General features: G+C 33.5%; 14 protein-coding genes. 6 read left to right on the plus strand and 8 right to left on the minus strand.

What is annotated here, in order from left to right; genetic code table 11:
• The first annotated feature begins 7 nt into the window (after window positions 1-7).
• Together A4F88_RS08485 and A4F88_RS08490 are read left to right on the plus strand one after the other, a co-directional pair.
• Window positions 8-304, plus strand: coding sequence for a PepSY-like domain-containing protein (locus A4F88_RS08485; RefSeq protein ID WP_068842339.1), 297 nt, complete (start codon window positions 8-10; stop codon window positions 302-304).
• 129 nt (window positions 305-433) lie between these two features.
• Window positions 434-1,783 (plus strand): sigma-54-dependent transcriptional regulator, encoded by a 1,350-nt coding sequence (locus tag A4F88_RS08490; protein ID WP_068842132.1) that lies wholly within the window; start codon window positions 434-436, stop codon window positions 1,781-1,783.
• Here the strand turns inward: A4F88_RS08490 and A4F88_RS08495 are convergent.
• Window positions 1,780-4,218 carry an ATP-binding protein gene (locus tag A4F88_RS08495; protein ID WP_068842340.1) on the minus strand — a complete coding sequence of 813 codons (2,439 nt, stop codon included), beginning with the start codon at window positions 4,216-4,218 and terminating at the stop codon, window positions 1,780-1,782. The genes A4F88_RS08490 and A4F88_RS08495 overlap by 4 nt on opposite strands.
• Window positions 4,219-4,398: 180 nt before the next feature.
• Complete coding sequence (locus A4F88_RS08500; protein WP_068842133.1) at window positions 4,399-6,300, minus strand: S9 family peptidase; 1,902 nt, start codon at window positions 6,298-6,300, stop codon at window positions 4,399-4,401.
• Between the two features lie 604 nt (window positions 6,301-6,904).
• On the opposite strand from A4F88_RS08500, the gene A4F88_RS08505 reads away from it, so the two are divergent.
• From A4F88_RS08505 to A4F88_RS08520, 4 genes are all read left to right on the plus strand, one after another.
• Entirely contained in the window at window positions 6,905-8,017 is a 1,113-nt protein-coding gene (locus A4F88_RS08505; RefSeq protein ID WP_068842134.1) for an NAD(P)/FAD-dependent oxidoreductase, read from the plus strand.
• On the plus strand, window positions 8,017-8,790 hold the full coding sequence (mtgA, locus tag A4F88_RS08510) for a monofunctional biosynthetic peptidoglycan transglycosylase (protein WP_068842135.1): 774 nt from the start codon (window positions 8,017-8,019) through the stop codon (window positions 8,788-8,790). Before A4F88_RS08505 ends, mtgA begins: the two co-directional genes overlap by 1 nt.
• Window positions 8,780-9,736 (plus strand): lipid A deacylase LpxR family protein, encoded by a 957-nt coding sequence (locus tag A4F88_RS08515; RefSeq protein WP_068842136.1) that lies wholly within the window; start codon window positions 8,780-8,782, stop codon window positions 9,734-9,736. Before mtgA ends, A4F88_RS08515 begins: the two co-directional genes overlap by 11 nt.
• A gap of 101 nt (window positions 9,737-9,837) precedes the next feature.
• Window positions 9,838-10,758: a hypothetical protein gene (locus tag A4F88_RS08520; protein WP_068842137.1), complete on the plus strand. Its 921-nt coding sequence runs from the start codon at window positions 9,838-9,840 to the stop codon at window positions 10,756-10,758.
• Between the two features lie 224 nt (window positions 10,759-10,982).
• Here the strand turns inward: A4F88_RS08520 and A4F88_RS08525 are convergent, their stop codons facing one another.
• From A4F88_RS08525 to A4F88_RS08545, 6 genes are all read right to left on the minus strand, one after another.
• Window positions 10,983-11,459 carry a hypothetical protein gene (locus A4F88_RS08525; protein ID WP_068842138.1) on the minus strand — a complete coding sequence of 159 codons (477 nt, stop codon included), beginning with the start codon at window positions 11,457-11,459 and terminating at the stop codon, window positions 10,983-10,985.
• Between the two features lie 272 nt (window positions 11,460-11,731).
• A complete protein-coding gene (locus A4F88_RS08530) occupies window positions 11,732-12,685 on the minus strand; it encodes a hypothetical protein (RefSeq protein ID WP_162268788.1) in 954 nt (317 codons plus the stop codon).
• A gap of 291 nt (window positions 12,686-12,976) precedes the next feature.
• Window positions 12,977-13,201: a hypothetical protein gene (locus tag A4F88_RS25565; protein ID WP_068842139.1), complete on the minus strand. Its 225-nt coding sequence runs from the start codon at window positions 13,199-13,201 to the stop codon at window positions 12,977-12,979.
• Between the two features lie 10 nt (window positions 13,202-13,211).
• Window positions 13,212-13,664: a hypothetical protein gene (locus A4F88_RS25390; RefSeq protein WP_143155016.1), complete on the minus strand. Its 453-nt coding sequence runs from the start codon at window positions 13,662-13,664 to the stop codon at window positions 13,212-13,214.
• A 28-nt stretch (window positions 13,665-13,692) separates the two neighbouring features.
• The gene (locus tag A4F88_RS08540; RefSeq protein ID WP_162268789.1) at window positions 13,693-14,100 is read right to left on the minus strand and encodes a YybH family protein; all 408 of its coding nucleotides are present in this window, start codon (window positions 14,098-14,100) and stop codon (window positions 13,693-13,695) included.
• 308 nt (window positions 14,101-14,408) lie between these two features.
• Entirely contained in the window at window positions 14,409-14,969 is a 561-nt protein-coding gene (locus A4F88_RS08545) for a hypothetical protein (RefSeq protein ID WP_068842141.1), read from the minus strand.
• Window positions 14,970-15,051 lie beyond the last annotated feature (82 nt).

Below are 15,051 nucleotides of genomic sequence, written 5' to 3' on the forward strand. Positions count from 1 at the left end.
AAATATTATGAAAAAGTTAGTCCTATCAGTAGTAATAATTCTGGGAAGTTTATCAACCTACGCTCATACTGCCATTGTACAGGAGCAAGTAAAAAAAGTTGTAACTGTTCAGACAGAATATACAGAGGTGACTACAGATGCTGTGCCAGCTGCTGTAAAAACAGCTCTTCAGACCGCTTATCCTAATGCAAAATTGGTAAAAGCGTATGTAAACGAAAAGAAAGAATATAAACTTGAAATATCAGTTGGGGATCAGAAGGCTACTGTTTTTTCAGATGTCAATGGCAACTGGTTGAAGATATAAATTAGGTGAATTTAGATTTATGTTTTTGGTGAAAAAGAGATTGCTTATAGCAATCTCTTTTTTTTTGCATAATTTTGTGAAAAGACAATTTTAATAGTCTTATTTTAGCAAAAAAGTCCCATAAAACAGATGCCAAAGATATTACTGATAGAAGATGATATTTCGTTTTGCAAATTATTAGAAAAGTTTCTGATAAAAAATGCATTCGACGTAACTATTGCTTTCTCTGCTGCAGAAGCCAGAGTAGCTATCAAAAAAGAATCATTTGATTTGATTTTGACAGATCTTCGTTTACCGGATTCTGATGGTATTGGACTTATGTCTGAATTTAAAACGGCATATCCTGAAATTCCTGTTATACTCATGACAGGGTATTCTGATGTAAATACTGCTGTTAAAGCCATAAAAAATGGCGCTGCAGATTATATCTCAAAACCGTTTAATCCGGATGAGGTTTTATTGGTCATTACCAATGCGCTTAAAACTCAGGAAACCGAAATTGAAGATACTCCCGTAAAACAAAAGAAAGCCGTTAAAAAGCAACCCGTTACTGAAAATGAGTTTGTAAAAGGAATTTCTGTTGCTTCAAAAAAATTACTGGATCATATACATTTGGTTAGCCCGACAGATATGTCGGTTTTGATCATTGGAGAAAGCGGAACCGGAAAAGAAATCATTGCCAAAAGTATCCATCAGCAAAGTACGAGAAAAAACAATAATTTTATTGCAGTTGACTGCGGTGCTATTCCGAAAGAACTGGCAGCGAGTGAATTTTTCGGACATTTAAAAGGATCGTTTACCGGAGCTATAAGCGACAAAATGGGCTATTTTGAAGCGGCTAATGGCGGAACACTTTTTCTGGACGAAATAGGGAATCTATCATATGAAAATCAAATACAATTATTAAGAGCTTTACAGGAACGTAAAATAAAACCTGTTGGAAGCAATAAAGAAATAAACGTTGATATACGCATTATTACAGCTACAAATGAAGATTTGCGTGAAGCTGTAAAAAATGGTGATTTTAGAGAGGATTTATACCATAGAATCAACGAATTCTCGATTCAGTCGCCATCATTAAAAGACAGAGACGAAGATTTGATGGTTTTTGCCGATTATTTCCTGGAAAAGGCCAATCAGCAATTAAATAAAGATATTATTGGGTTTTCTCCGGAAGTTGTTACGATATTTCAAAATTACAACTGGCCGGGAAATTTACGTGAATTACAAAACTGTGTAAAACGTGCTACCCTTTTGTCTCAGGGAGATTTTATCGAAAGCGAAGTTTTGCCTGCTGAATTCTTTCAGATTCAGAAACAACAAAGCAATAATGGGAATTTCTCTTTGTCAGAAAACGAAAAAGAAGCGATCATTCATGCCTTGTCAAAAGCTCAAAATAATAAATCTGAAGCGGCAAAATTGCTCAAAATTACCCGAAAGACATTGTATAATAAACTGAAACAATACAATATCGATTAAACAATTTCTTTGTTTAAAGCTGTGAAAAGTAATGCTGATTTTGATTTTAAAACTTTAAAAAGATCATCCAAATCAGAAATTTCCAGATCTTTTCTTTCAAGAGCCTTTAAGATTTCACCAATTTCACGTGCCTGAATTTGTTTAAACATAGGCGCAATTCTGTGGGCAATAGTATTAATTTCGATTATATTCTTTTCTGTAATTGCAGTTTCCAGAAAAGTCAGGTTTTCGCTGCTGTTCTCTATAAACGATTTTAAAACCTCTTTTAAAGCCTCGTTGTCATTTCCTAAAAATTCTTTTAATGTTTCAAGAGAGTATAGCTGAGATGAAGTTTGCATTTCATCTTCATTGATCTGAACATTCGGTAAAGTGTCATTTTCTAAAATAAGCTGAATCGTCTCCAGTAATATTCTGGGTGAATATGGTTTTTTGATTACCGTAGTAAAACCGGCTTCAGAGTAAACGGCAGCATCAAGGTCAGTTCTTCCGGTTAGAGCGATTATAGGCTGATTTTGATAATTGGAATATCCTGAATTCCTTAATTTTTTCAGAAACATAAAGCCGTCCATTTCCGGCATTTGGATATCAGTAATTACAAAATCAAATTTAGTGTTCTGAATGGTTTCTAAAGCCTTTACAGCACTGTTGAAAGATAAAACCTGATGTCCTTCCTGTCTTAAAACACCACTCGTTAAATTCAGTAAATTAATATCGTCGTCAATAACAATAAAAGTTTGTTTTTGAGTATTCTTTAAGATTGGTTTTTTAGTTTCAACAGTAACATTTTGGCTATGATCAAATAATAATGGGAGTTGAATTTCAAAAGTGCTTCCTTTTCCAAAAGTGCTTTCAAGACTTAAAGTGCCACCTAGTATAGAAATTATTTTTTGGCAAATAGACAAGCCTAAACCAGTTCCGCCATATTTCTTTTCAATACTTTCATTCGCCTGGGCAAATTCCTCAAAAACTAATTTTTGATTTCCTTTCTCAATTCCAATTCCGGAATCCTGAATCGTGATGATGAAATTTCCGTCATTTTCAGTATAAGCACTTATTTTAATAAAACCTTCTTCGGTAAACTTATAAGCGTTTCCGATAATATTACTCAAGATTTGTTTCAGTCGAAACGGATCACCAACAATTCTTGTATTCAGCTTTTCATCAACATTAATAATAAGTTCAATGTTCTTTTGCTTGTAAACGGTCTGAATACTTTTGGCAACTTCATCAATAATTTCAGGTAATAAAAACGGAACCTTTTCGATCGTTATTTTTCCTGCTTCGATTTGGGAAAAGTCCAGTAAATCCTGAACCAGTTGCGTAATATATTCTGATGAATTTTTGATGTTTTTAATAAAGTAAGACTGCTTTGTATTCACATCAGAATTCCCTAAAAGCTCAGAATAGCCCACAATGGTGCTCAAAGGCGTTTTTAAATCGTGACTTACAGTCGAGATTAATTGTTCGCGGCTTTTAAGTAAATTCTTGGTTTTGAAATTGGCAATTTCAAGCTGTTTTTTATAGACTTGAGATTTAGAGTAATCACTCACAATTAGAATCGAGAAAAACAAAGTCAGAACCAAACCAATAATAGCCGAAGCCGTTACAATTTCGTTTACTTTTTTAAGTGATTTTTCTTTTAATGAATTGTTTTTTATCGAGTTGATGATGATTTCCCTTTCGATAATCCGAAGTACTTTTCGAAGCTGGTCAGAAATCGCTATTTCATTTTTGAGTAGTTTATTTTCCTCAAAATTTAGTGATTCTTTTTTCTTTTCCGCCTTAAGTTTTACATTGCTTAATAGTTTTTTCGAATTGGCTAAAATAGAATCCGAAGCCTTTTTACTCAATGTATTTGTGCTGTCATCCGGAATGTTCTGATTCAGATAATCAACATATTTCTGAAGGACATTTCGCTGATACGCTCCTAATTGATTTGGGTTTTTATTGAAATCCTGAAGTTCTAATTTTCGAAGTTTAAACTCCATTTTAGTAATTTCATCAATAGCCGTATTTACCGAAACTTCATCTTCGGCTTTGTTTTTTATCGTTTTTAACTGTCTAATGTTTTTAGTTTTCTCAGCCAGTAAATACGTAACACTATCCAGTAATGTTTTTTGATATTCTGTTGTAACAATTTGTTTTAAAGTGTCAATTCTGGATCTTAAGGAGTCTGTTTCAATAAGATAACTTTTAAAATCTTCTTCAGAATTGGTCTGGATTGTTTTACGCGCTAAACTTTCGGTTTTGTATACATTCGAAAACAATTTGCTGACTCTTAAAATCTTGGTTTTTTCGAAAGCAATTTTACTTTCAAGTTTGTTGTAAACCACATTTTCAGAATATAAAAACCATCCAACAGTAACCACCAAAGCCAGTAATGCAACATAACTGAATAAAACTTTGAGTGCTGTATAACTTTTTTTACTCTCCATATTATTTGTTTGGGATTGAGGACGTTTTTTAATGTTGGAATGCACTGCAATTTATCTAAAAATTTAATCTAAGAAAAGTAAAAACAAACCAAATATTTACATAATTCAAAGATCCGAAAAACAAAATAGCCGCAGATTATATAAAATCTACGGCTATTTTTTATTTTAAAATTTATTTGATTAAAGTGTTTCGCTTAACCATTTAAAAAATTCACCTTGCCAAACCTGAGCATTTTGAGGATGTAAAACCCAGTGATTTTCATCAGGGAAATATACAAATCTGCTTTTGATACCTCTTAACTGAGCAGCCTGAAAAGCTTCTTGTCCTTGTCCGATTGGCACACGGAAATCTTTTCCTCCCTGAAAAATCAAGATAGGTCTGTTCCAGTTTTGTACCAAAGTTGCAGGGTTAAAAGTAGTATATGTTTTTTGGGCAACAGCATTATCTTTTTCCCAGTAAGGGCCACCAAAATCCCAGTTGTTAAAGAAAACCTCTTCAGTAGTCCCTAACATACTTACCGTATTGAAAACACCATCATGAGCAATAAATGTTTTGAAACGGTTTTTGTGAATTCCGGCTAAATAAAATACAGAATATCCTCCGTAACTAGCGCCAACACAACCTAAACGTGATTTGTCTACATAATTTTCTTTAGATACATCATCAATTGCAGATAGGTAATCGTCCATAACCTGTCCGCCCCAGTCTTTACTAATTTGCTCATTCCATTCAACACCATGTCCTGGCATTCCGCGACGGTTTGGTGCAACTACCACATAACCTTTAGCAGCCATTAATGAAAAATTCCAACGGAAAGAATACGATTGTGTCAAGGCACTTTGAGGTCCTCCCTGGCAGAATAATAAAGTTGGGTATTTTTTAGAAGCATCAAAATTTGGAGGTAAAATTACCCAAACCAACATTTTTTTACCATCTGTAGTTGTAACATAACGCTTCTCAGTTTTACTAAGTGCTAATGTTTTGTATGTTTCTGTATTTACATTCGAAATTTGTTTCCAGGTATTTTTCTTTAAGTTAAAAGAATAAATTTCTGGAGCATGATTCATGTCATTTCGCGTAACAATAAGATCATCACCTGCAAAACCAACCAAATCATTTACATCAAAATCTCCATTTGTTAACTGACGAACCTGAATGGCAATTTTTGTCAAACCAGGAAAGTTTACCGTAAAAATTTGTTTTGTACCATCTACCGGAGCCACAAAATAAACAGTTTTACCATCTTTACTCCAGATAAAATTATCTACAGTTCCGTCCCAGTTTGCCGTTAAGTTTGTTTTGATTCCTTTAAATTCAACAATAAGGTCGTTTTTATCAGCTTCATAACCGTCACGTTTCATTTGTAACCAGGTTAAGTTTCCTGTTGGAGAAAACTGTGGCGCTGTATCATAACCTAAATTACCTTCGGTTCTGTTTATCGTTTTCTGAGTTTCTAAATTATACTCATAAATATCTGTATTAGTAGAAATCGCATATTGAGTTCCTGCTTTTTTCTTGCATACATATAAAATGCTTTTTCCGTCAGGAGACCAGATGTAATCTTCGTCGCCACCAAAAGGTTTTTGTGGAGAATCGAAATTTTCACCTTTCAGGATGTCAATTCCTTTTGCTCCGTCTTTGTTTTCTTTATAAAAAACGTGATTAAATTTCCCTTCATTCCAGGTATCCCAGTGGCGATAATCTAAACCGTCATAAATTTGAGCATCAGATTTGTCCAGTTTCGGATAGAAATCTTTTCCCAAAACCTTTTCTAATTTTACCTCTTCATTGTACACTAAAAATTTTCCGTCAGGCGAAATGTTTTTGTCAGCCAAAACCTCTTTTGTGTCTTTAATTTCAGTTGCAGTTCCTCCATTTACAGGTATAATGTAAAATTTAGAAGATGATTTATTTTCTTCTACAGAAGGTGTTGAAACCTTAAAAACAACATTTTTTGCATCTTTTGAAAGTCCAAGTGCACTCACTCTTCCTAATTTCCATAACAACTCTGGAGACATTACATTCTGTCCGATAGCGTTTAAACTCATCATTATTAAGGTTGTAAATAATACTTTTTTCATAATAAAATTCTAATTTTCGTGGGCTAAAAATACGAATATAATTTAGCAAGTAAATGTTAAAAAGCATTAAACCATATAAGAAATATAAGTTCATTTAAATTTCAATAAAGCAAGAATGTAACTAACATCATTTATTACAATTGTCACCCTGAGCGAAGTCGAAAGCTAGTTGTGCAATAAAGGGCTTCGACTCCGCTCAGCCTGACAGAGATTTAGAATTAAAATTAATGAGATCTATATTTGATCGTATTCATCTGCAATTGTCATTTATTACAATTGTCACCCTGAGCGAAGTCGAAGGCTCGTTGTGCAATAAAGGGCTTCGACTCCGCTCAGCCTGACAGAAATTTAGAACTAAAATTAATGAGATCTATATTTGATCGTATTCATCTGCAATTGTCATTTATTACAAAATTGTCACCCTGAGCGAAGTCGAAGGCTCGTTGTGCAATAAAGGGCTTCGACTTCACTTAACCTGACGGCTGTACGAAAATTAAAATCTATGTTAATCCTTTTAATAGGTGTTAAAAAGAAAACATTTAAATGAACTTATATTCCTTATATGGTGAGCCAAAAATCATTATTTTTATAAAAAAGTCTAAAGATGGAACTAAGCTACTGGGAATTAAAAAACTGGTTCACAAATGTTGATTACACTATTGTGGGCAGTGGCATTGTGGGATTACATGCTGCATTACGCTTACGCGAAAGATTTCCAACAGCAAAAATTCTGGTTTTAGAAAAAGGCATGCTGCCACAAGGCGCAAGTACAAAAAATGCTGGTTTTGCTTGTTTTGGAAGCCTTTCTGAAATCATGGAAGATTTAAAAACCCATTCAGAAGAAGATGTAATTAACCTGATCGAAAAACGGTGGAAAGGATTGCAATTACTCCGAAAAAGACTTGGAGATGCGGCAATTGATTTTAAACCTCATGGCGGATATGAATTGTTTCTAAAAGAAGATGAAAGCGGATTCAATGAATGCCTTTCAAAACTGCCATTTGTCAATGAAATTTTAAGACCACTTTTTAAAGCTGATGTTTTTTCTAAAGAAACAGATCGGTTTGGGTTTAAAAACATTGAGGAATATTTGATTTTTAATCCCTTTGAAGCCCAGATCGATACCGGAAATATGATGCAGGAATTGCTGAGACAAGCCGTTTCTGAAGGTATTTTAATTCTGAATCAGCAAGCCGTAACCTCATATGCCGATTTAGGAAATCAGGTTGAAATTGTATTGAATGATTTTAGCTTCATCTCAAAGAAAATACTTTTTGCTACCAATGGTTTTGCTAATGCGATTACAAAAGGTGCTGTACAACCGGCGAGAGCACAGGTTTTAATTACAGAACCCATTCCGGATTTAGATATAAAAGGTACTTTTCATCTGGATCGGGGTTATTATTATTTCAGAAATATAGACAATAGAATTTTACTTGGCGGAGGGCGAAACCTTGATTTTGAAACGGAAACTACGACAGAATTTGGGCAAACGAAAATTGTACAAAATAAATTGGAGGATTTACTTAAAAATGTAATTTTACCAAATCAGGATTTCCGGATTGCTCATCGTTGGAGCGGAATCATGGGAATAGGAAATAGTAAAAATCCTGTTGTTACACAATTGTCTGAAAACGTGTTCTGTGGAGTGCGTTTAGGCGGAATGGGAGTAGCAATTGGGAGTCTAATAGGAACAGAATTAGCAGATTTAATATAATGGCAGTAACCAAAAAACCGGCACCAAAAACAACCGCAAACAAACCAAAACCTAAAACAGCACCCAAAAAGAGCAATCGTTCTTTTGGAGAAAAAGTAAAATGGTTTTTTATAAAATTATTTTTATGGTTTTTTGGAGTTTCAATCGCATCGGTTATATTTTTTAAATATGTTCCGGTTCCTTTTACACCACTGATGATTATTCGTGCTATCGAAAATAAATTAGATGGAAAAGAAGTTTATTTTGATCACGACTGGGAACCTATCGATAAGATTTCAATGAATTTACAAAAAGCTGTGATTGCCAGTGAAGACGGAACGTTTTTAAAACACAATGGTTTTGATTTTAAAGCACTTCAAAAAGCTTACAAAAGTAACGAACGCGGACGCCGAATTCGTGGCGGAAGTACCATTTCGCAACAAACCGCAAAAAATGTCTTTTTATGGCAGGGTAAAAGTTATTTTAGAAAAGGCTTAGAAGCGTATTTTACCGTTTTAATTGAGTTAATCTGGGGTAAAGAACGTATCATGGAAGTATATTTGAATAGTATCGAAATGGGCGATGGGGTTTATGGAGCTTATGCCGCAACAGAACATTGGTACCGTCGTGATGCTTCGAGTTTAACTCCAATGCAGGCAGCCGGAATTGCAGCGATATTACCAAATCCGAGAAAGTTTAAAGCCACAGGTTCTTCCAGTTACATCAATCGCAGAAAAGAAAGAATTGTTCGTGAAATGCGCGCTGTTGGAAAAATAAATTATAATGCGAAATAAAAATTCTTTTATTGCGCTTTTAATCCTGACCACAGCTTTGGCTTTTGGTCAGGCAAAAACAACAGAGGTTGGTTTAATTACAGATAATGATCTATACACATCGTCTAAAAATGATATGTATTATACCAATGGTCTGGAACTTTTCTATCGTTTTTTATCGAAAAATGATAATCCGGAAATCAATAAAAAAATCACTGAATTCAGACTGGGACAATATATTTATAATCCGAGATTTATTAATGAAGCAGCTGTTAGCATTAACGATCGTCCGTTTACGGGGTATCTTTTTGTCGAAGCGGGGAGAAGCTTTTTTTACCAAAATGAATCGGTTTTAAAAACAGATTTTCAATTAGGTTTTATGGGACCAAATGCTTTAGGCAGACAAACTCAGGAAAGTTTTCATCATCTTATAGGATATAAAAGGGTATATGGCTGGGAAAACCAATTGCATAATGCTTTTGCAGTTCAGGCGCATGTGATGTATTCCAAGAAATTATTTCCAACAAAACACAATGATTTTATAGATCTGCATTTTCAGTCTGAAGCTAATTTGGGAACTATCTTTGATGGCCTTTCTACAGGTTTTCTAACCCGAATTGGTTTTAAAAAATTACTCCCAATTTACGATTCTAATATGCATGATGCTTCGGTAAGTTCTCAACCGCAATACAATGTCAGAGAGTTTTACTTTTATGCCATGCCAAGTGTCAATTACCAATTTTACGACGCAACGATTGAAGGAAGTATGTTTAGCAATACCAGTCCGGTAACTTTTGATCTGGAACCACTTCGTTTTAATGCCGAGTTTGGTTTAAAATACAGACACAACCACTTCAATATGTCGTATTCTTTTATTTATCGTGGACGTGAATTAAATGATCCCAATACAAATACGAATACAGGTTATTTCTTTGGATCGATCAGGTTTGGGTATTTACTGAACTAAGTTTATGAAGTTAGCAGATTTCACACAGCAAGGTATTGAAAATGCAGTGTTATTTTAATAACGAATATTACATAAATAAAAATCTTAATCTTTAATTTGAAATGATTTATAAAATAGCCGGAAGAATTACGATAACATTTTTGTTTTGTATGTTATTTATAGCATGCACACCTAAAGAAAAAATCAACTTTGAAATAGCACCTGTTAATTTTTTAGATAAAAAATATCAGGAAAATGGTTTTGTTTTACCCGATACTTCAAAAACGGTTCGTACTTATCCGTCATATCTTTCTTCTGATGATTTGGGTGTTTTTAGTGTTAATTATATTGGAAAAACAGGAAGTGATCAGTTTTTTTGGGAAGCAGATTATATGTTTGGTTTTTTCTCTAATGAAAATAAAGCTGCAATTGAAAATCCTAAAGTATTAGATCAAAAGGTAAAAGAAGTTCTAAAAAAGCATTTAAATAAATATTACATAATTGCAGAGTATTTCCCGAAAGAAGAAATGGCTGAATATAACAGTCCCGAAGACTTTAAAATGAAAGACAATGCTTTGATTTATTTCTATTTGTATGACAATAATAAATGGATTTTTATTAAAAAAATAGCATCAAACAAAATAGATAAAAAAGGCATTACACTGTACAATGATTTACTTTTAGAATATAAATTAAAAGACGCAAAGCCAATACCAAAAGAGTTTCAGGGTAAATTTTCCGTAAATGTTGAAACAGAAATAACGTCAACCGGAATGGCAAATATAACGTATCATTTTTCTATTTTGAAAGACAAAGTTATGTTGGAGATGGAATCTTTTCATGAGCCTGTAACATGTATGGGAACATATAAAGCACTGCAGCATGAAAATGTTTTAGACCTATTTTATGTTGAAAATGATGATATCAGGTGTAAGGAAATTAATCATGCTTTCTCTATTAAAAAAGAAAACGATAAATACTACATAAAAGGCGCCGGAAGTTTGGCAACGAGTGAAGACTGGGTTGAATTGAATAAAAGTTAAAAATAAAGATCAATTTTTAAAAAAATTATTGTTCCCAAATTTTTCCTCCTGCTGGTTCGAGCATCTTGCTCGTACCTCCTTTGCGGTCACGGGCAAGATGCCCGCGCTAGCTGGGGGAATGGTAATTCCTGTCAAAAAAATTACAATTTTTAGTGTTTTATTCATTCTAAAAGAGCTTTTTGTAAACGGTTGATAATGTTTGGTATATTTTTTCTTATTTGAACTTATTCTCCTGACCAAAAATAATAGAGGTAATAGGCGTCATCATCAATGAATAGTACTTTTTCTTCGTCCCAATTGGGATTCATTATTAAATATTCTTGTTCAATTTTGGTTTTAAGGCATTCCGATAAATAGATGTCAAACCTCTTTTTTTCTGATGAATCGGCAACCTTGCAAATTCCTACTCGGTTACTGTATAATTGCCATTGTGTATAATTCCAAAGCTCATCTACAATTAAGGTTGCATAAAAATTATCCATTCCCTCACTGCCATACCAAGTTTGAGTATATAACCAAAATTCTATTAAGTTATCGTAGTCTGTTTTATTTCCTTTTAATACAATAGTTTGTCCCGTTATGTATTCAGTCTTTACCAGTTCTATGGGCTTTTTATTTTTTAAGTTATACTCCAATAAATGGGTAGAAAAATCAATTATCTTTAGTGGTGTTATTTCTTCAAAATGTATTTTATCTGCCATACTATGAATATTGTGTTTATTTGTCAAGTTCGTCTTGTTTAAAATTGCTCCACTACCGAAATCCTTTCATCTGTTACGCACTTTGTTATTTATAATTTCTGCTCATTTTTATTATCTTAACTTCTATAATTACATAAAAGGACTTTACTTTCTATACCGCCACACGAAAGGATTCTTGCGGTAGCGGGGGTAGCGGGGAAACTGTCTTATTACACAAACTCCGCCAGACGTTGTAGAGGAAGAAAAGTGGGAGTATCTCAATTGTTCCATGTTTATTTACGGATTATCACCAACTCATCACTTTCTTTAGGCAAATACAATTTAACTGAATAAAATGCTACCCCTTTTGTTTTGCCATTTCTTATCAATGGACTTTCCCCGTAAGCATCTATTGTTTTTCCGTTCATTTCTTTTGTGTGGTGTATTCTTTCTAATGTTACCAGTTTGCCATTTCCATATATTTTCATTGTGTAGTCTTCGAGCGGAGCCATCCTGTTTTTTCGCTCTTTAATAGAGGCTGCTTCTTCGCTAAAAATATTGTTAACATATTTTTCATCTGAATAATTGAATATGATTGTCTCCTGTCGTCTTTGCTGCGTTAATGCTCCCCATTTCTCTCCATCGCCATCATTTAAAATATCCCATAGTTTCTGATAATAAGCCACTACTTTCTGCTGCAATATTTGTTTATCCATTTTTCGTAAGTCCTGTCCCTTGCTCCAGCCCTCCATTTCATAAGGCAGTTCTACAGTGAACTCACCTTTTACTTCGTAATAGGGAACACGTTTATCTATTTTTTCAATAGGGTAACTTTTTATGTATTCATACGTGTCGGGCATAGCGCCTTCCCCCACAGGTATTTTGTCGTACTTAGAAAGTCCTACTTTTAAAAAGAACAATGTCTTTGGATCAATGCCGCCTTTTGCTGCGTCCTCCGGTTCGGGATAAACTATTATCCTGAAACTGTAAGTGCCGCTTTTTAATATGGCCTGATTGATGCTAATAAGGGTATTATGCATTCCCGTCTCGTTTTCTCTTTCTATTAAAACATCATTCATATAGGCTTCATAAGGCCCGGGAATAGTAACATCTAATCCATAAACTGTTCTTTTATCGTTCTTGTATGTATACGCTTTCAATTCTGGTGTCGTTTTTTTGTCCTGGCTATGGCATTGGGTTAGCAACAGACTTGTAAGCAGGATCAGTAATAGTTTTGCTTTAAGCATACGTTTTTTATAGTATAATTTCATGTTACCTGATTACTTCTAAAGTTGTCTTTCCTTTTCGGGCGATGAAAAAAAGGGCAAAAAGTTTTCATTTGTTTTGTTTTCGTTTTTTAATTTTCAAACTCGCCTGCTAACGCAGGGTCTCCAACATAATCTTTTCGTTGAAGTGTAAACAGTTTTCCGTTGCCATAATATTTAACAATGCAGTTTTCTAACGGATAAGCTTTAAGGCCTTTTTGTCCTCAACCGTTTATATAATTTTCTTCAATAATGGTATTATTGGTTTTACTGTCATAAAATAAGGCTTGGGCTTCTCCGGCCGACGTGAGCATTTTTCTCTTCTATTTCTCCAATAGCAGTTACAACAACTTCTTTCACTGAAAAATTACTTTCAGTTAAATTATTGGTCTGACTGATGTTCCATTGAACAAAGAGATAAACAATGCTTAAGTAGGGCACAAAAATTCCAATACTTATGATTAACCCTATTTTTAATTCTCGCAAAAATTTCTTCATAACAGTTGAGTTATTGTTTTACGATCCATCTTTTTCTAAAATGTAAATAAACAATAAGACTTATTATTAAATGCGGTAAAGTCAGTATTGCTGAAATTTTCCAACCTGATTTCAGCATATCAAAATCAAATTCATCTATCGATAAGTCACTTACCATAAAGCAAAAGAATATTACAAAAGGAATCAGACAATAAGTTGCTAATGAATAGAAATGATTCTTTCTGACAGGCTCATAAAGATTTATAAAAATAGTAACGGATGAGAGTGACAGGAACAAAACAGATTTTAAGAAGAAGAAAAAAGCCAAGCTGGTTATTAAAAACATAAACAATCCTTTAGTGTCATCTTGTATCTCAAATAAACGATATAATAAGCTACCTGAAATCAAAAGATTGAACGTGACAATCAGCAGCCAGACTTTTATAAAGTAAATTGTCATTCCTTTTTTTGTATTGTTTGTCATGTTGTTTTGATTTAAGTTTAACTATCTGTTATCCCGAATGATCAATATACAAATACCATAAACCATTTATTTTTTGCATTATTCCGGAAAAGTACCCTGCACTATTTTTACCATTAGGCGAAGCGACACTAAATTTAGCACTCACAAAAACACTTTTTTTGGAGAGCGGTTCAACAACAAAGTCAGTCATGGTTAAGACTCCCATTCTTTCTTTAGGCCAGTATTTTTTGAAAAAAGAAGCGATATTGTCACGTCCTTGTACTACACCGCCACTATAAATCATGCGAACAGAATCTGTAGGAGCATAAAAGTTCAGATAACCATCAAGATCGCCGTTGTTCCAGCATGTTTGTTGCGCTTTTAGCCGATCTAATACCTGCTCAACAACTTTGGTCTGAGAAGTGCTTTTGACTGTTAGGAATAGAAAACATCCCATAAAAATAAATTTTAAGTAACGCATATTGTTGATTTTATCAGGTAAATAAAATGGTTAATAGTAATGACATAAGTTGCTTATCATCTGCAATTGATATTTTCCGGTTTTTATGATCTAAACAAACAACTATAAGTTGATAATGCTCAAATAATCAATAGAATAAAAATATAAAACCTGTGAGAAGGGAATAGCTTGTAAAAGCCATTTTTGTATCAAAATAAGTTTTTTAAAAGACAAATGGCTATTCTTTTTTCGGATTTTGATAAAAGGACTTTTTACTATTACAAGCTATAAAATGCAGAATGAGACTAATCGTTCTCTAAATTTTTAGATAAATCCTGCCATTTTTTATTGAGATATTCTGTTATAGTATTTAATAAATCCGGATTTATATCGGCTGTTGTCTGTACGTTACTGCTTAAAAAAGCTTTGTTTTTTTCAAAATGAATATAAGCCTGAACTTCGTTGTCTCCCCAGAAAAAAGGGTAAACGATTGCTATGTTTTCGTTGCTTTCGCTTATATATTTTTCCATGCCAATGATAAAGGCAAACATAGGCAGCATTTCAAGATAGTTTTCACTAAAAAACAGCATTCCCCATTTCCATTCTTCAGTAGTTTCATCATAATCAGAAAAACCAAAAGCCTGCTCATACTCAAGCCAGCCATCAAGAATAGCCTGGTTGTTAGTATCATTATAAGTGCATAAATGTTCTTTGGTCAGATCCATTTTAGAATGCATCTGGCGGCTATCCCACCATTCGAGCCAATTATTATTTAATTCGGGTTCTTCCGGCGCACTGCTTAGAAACTTTTCCAGTTGAGGTTTCGTGATTTTTACTTTACAGAATAAGGTGCTTAATTCAGACATGATTTAAAATTTAGTGATGTTGTTTTTTGAATAGAAATTATTTGTGCTATGCTTTTTTTTCTTTTTATTAATAATGTTGTAA

The sequence above is a fragment of the Flavobacterium chilense genome (assembly GCF_001602525.1).
GTDB lineage: Bacteria > Bacteroidota > Bacteroidia > Flavobacteriales > Flavobacteriaceae > Flavobacterium > Flavobacterium chilense.

Bases quoted from the DNA above. Each gene is read 5' to 3' on its own strand.
- A4F88_RS08485 (WP_068842339.1), top strand. From the start codon at position 8: ATGAAAAAGTTAGTCCTATCAGTAGTAATAATTCTGGGAAGTTTATCA.
- A4F88_RS08490 (WP_068842132.1), top strand. From the start codon at position 434: ATGCCAAAGATATTACTGATAGAAGATGATATTTCGTTTTGCAAATTA.
- A4F88_RS08495 (WP_068842340.1), bottom strand. From the start codon at position 4,218: ATGGAGAGTAAAAAAAGTTATACAGCACTCAAAGTTTTATTCAGTTAT.
- A4F88_RS08500 (WP_068842133.1), bottom strand. From the start codon at position 6,300: ATGAAAAAAGTATTATTTACAACCTTAATAATGATGAGTTTAAACGCT.
- A4F88_RS08505 (WP_068842134.1), top strand. From the start codon at position 6,905: ATGGAACTAAGCTACTGGGAATTAAAAAACTGGTTCACAAATGTTGAT.
- mtgA (WP_068842135.1), top strand. From the start codon at position 8,017: ATGGCAGTAACCAAAAAACCGGCACCAAAAACAACCGCAAACAAACCA.
- A4F88_RS08515 (WP_068842136.1), top strand. From the start codon at position 8,780: ATGCGAAATAAAAATTCTTTTATTGCGCTTTTAATCCTGACCACAGCT.
- A4F88_RS08520 (WP_068842137.1), top strand. From the start codon at position 9,838: ATGATTTATAAAATAGCCGGAAGAATTACGATAACATTTTTGTTTTGT.
- A4F88_RS08525 (WP_068842138.1), bottom strand. From the start codon at position 11,459: ATGGCAGATAAAATACATTTTGAAGAAATAACACCACTAAAGATAATT.
- A4F88_RS08530 (WP_162268788.1), bottom strand. From the start codon at position 12,685: ATGCTTAAAGCAAAACTATTACTGATCCTGCTTACAAGTCTGTTGCTA.
- A4F88_RS25565 (WP_068842139.1), bottom strand. From the start codon at position 13,201: ATGAAGAAATTTTTGCGAGAATTAAAAATAGGGTTAATCATAAGTATT.
- A4F88_RS25390 (WP_143155016.1), bottom strand. From the start codon at position 13,664: ATGACAAACAATACAAAAAAAGGAATGACAATTTACTTTATAAAAGTC.
- A4F88_RS08540 (WP_162268789.1), bottom strand. From the start codon at position 14,100: ATGGGATGTTTTCTATTCCTAACAGTCAAAAGCACTTCTCAGACCAAA.
- A4F88_RS08545 (WP_068842141.1), bottom strand. From the start codon at position 14,969: ATGTCTGAATTAAGCACCTTATTCTGTAAAGTAAAAATCACGAAACCT.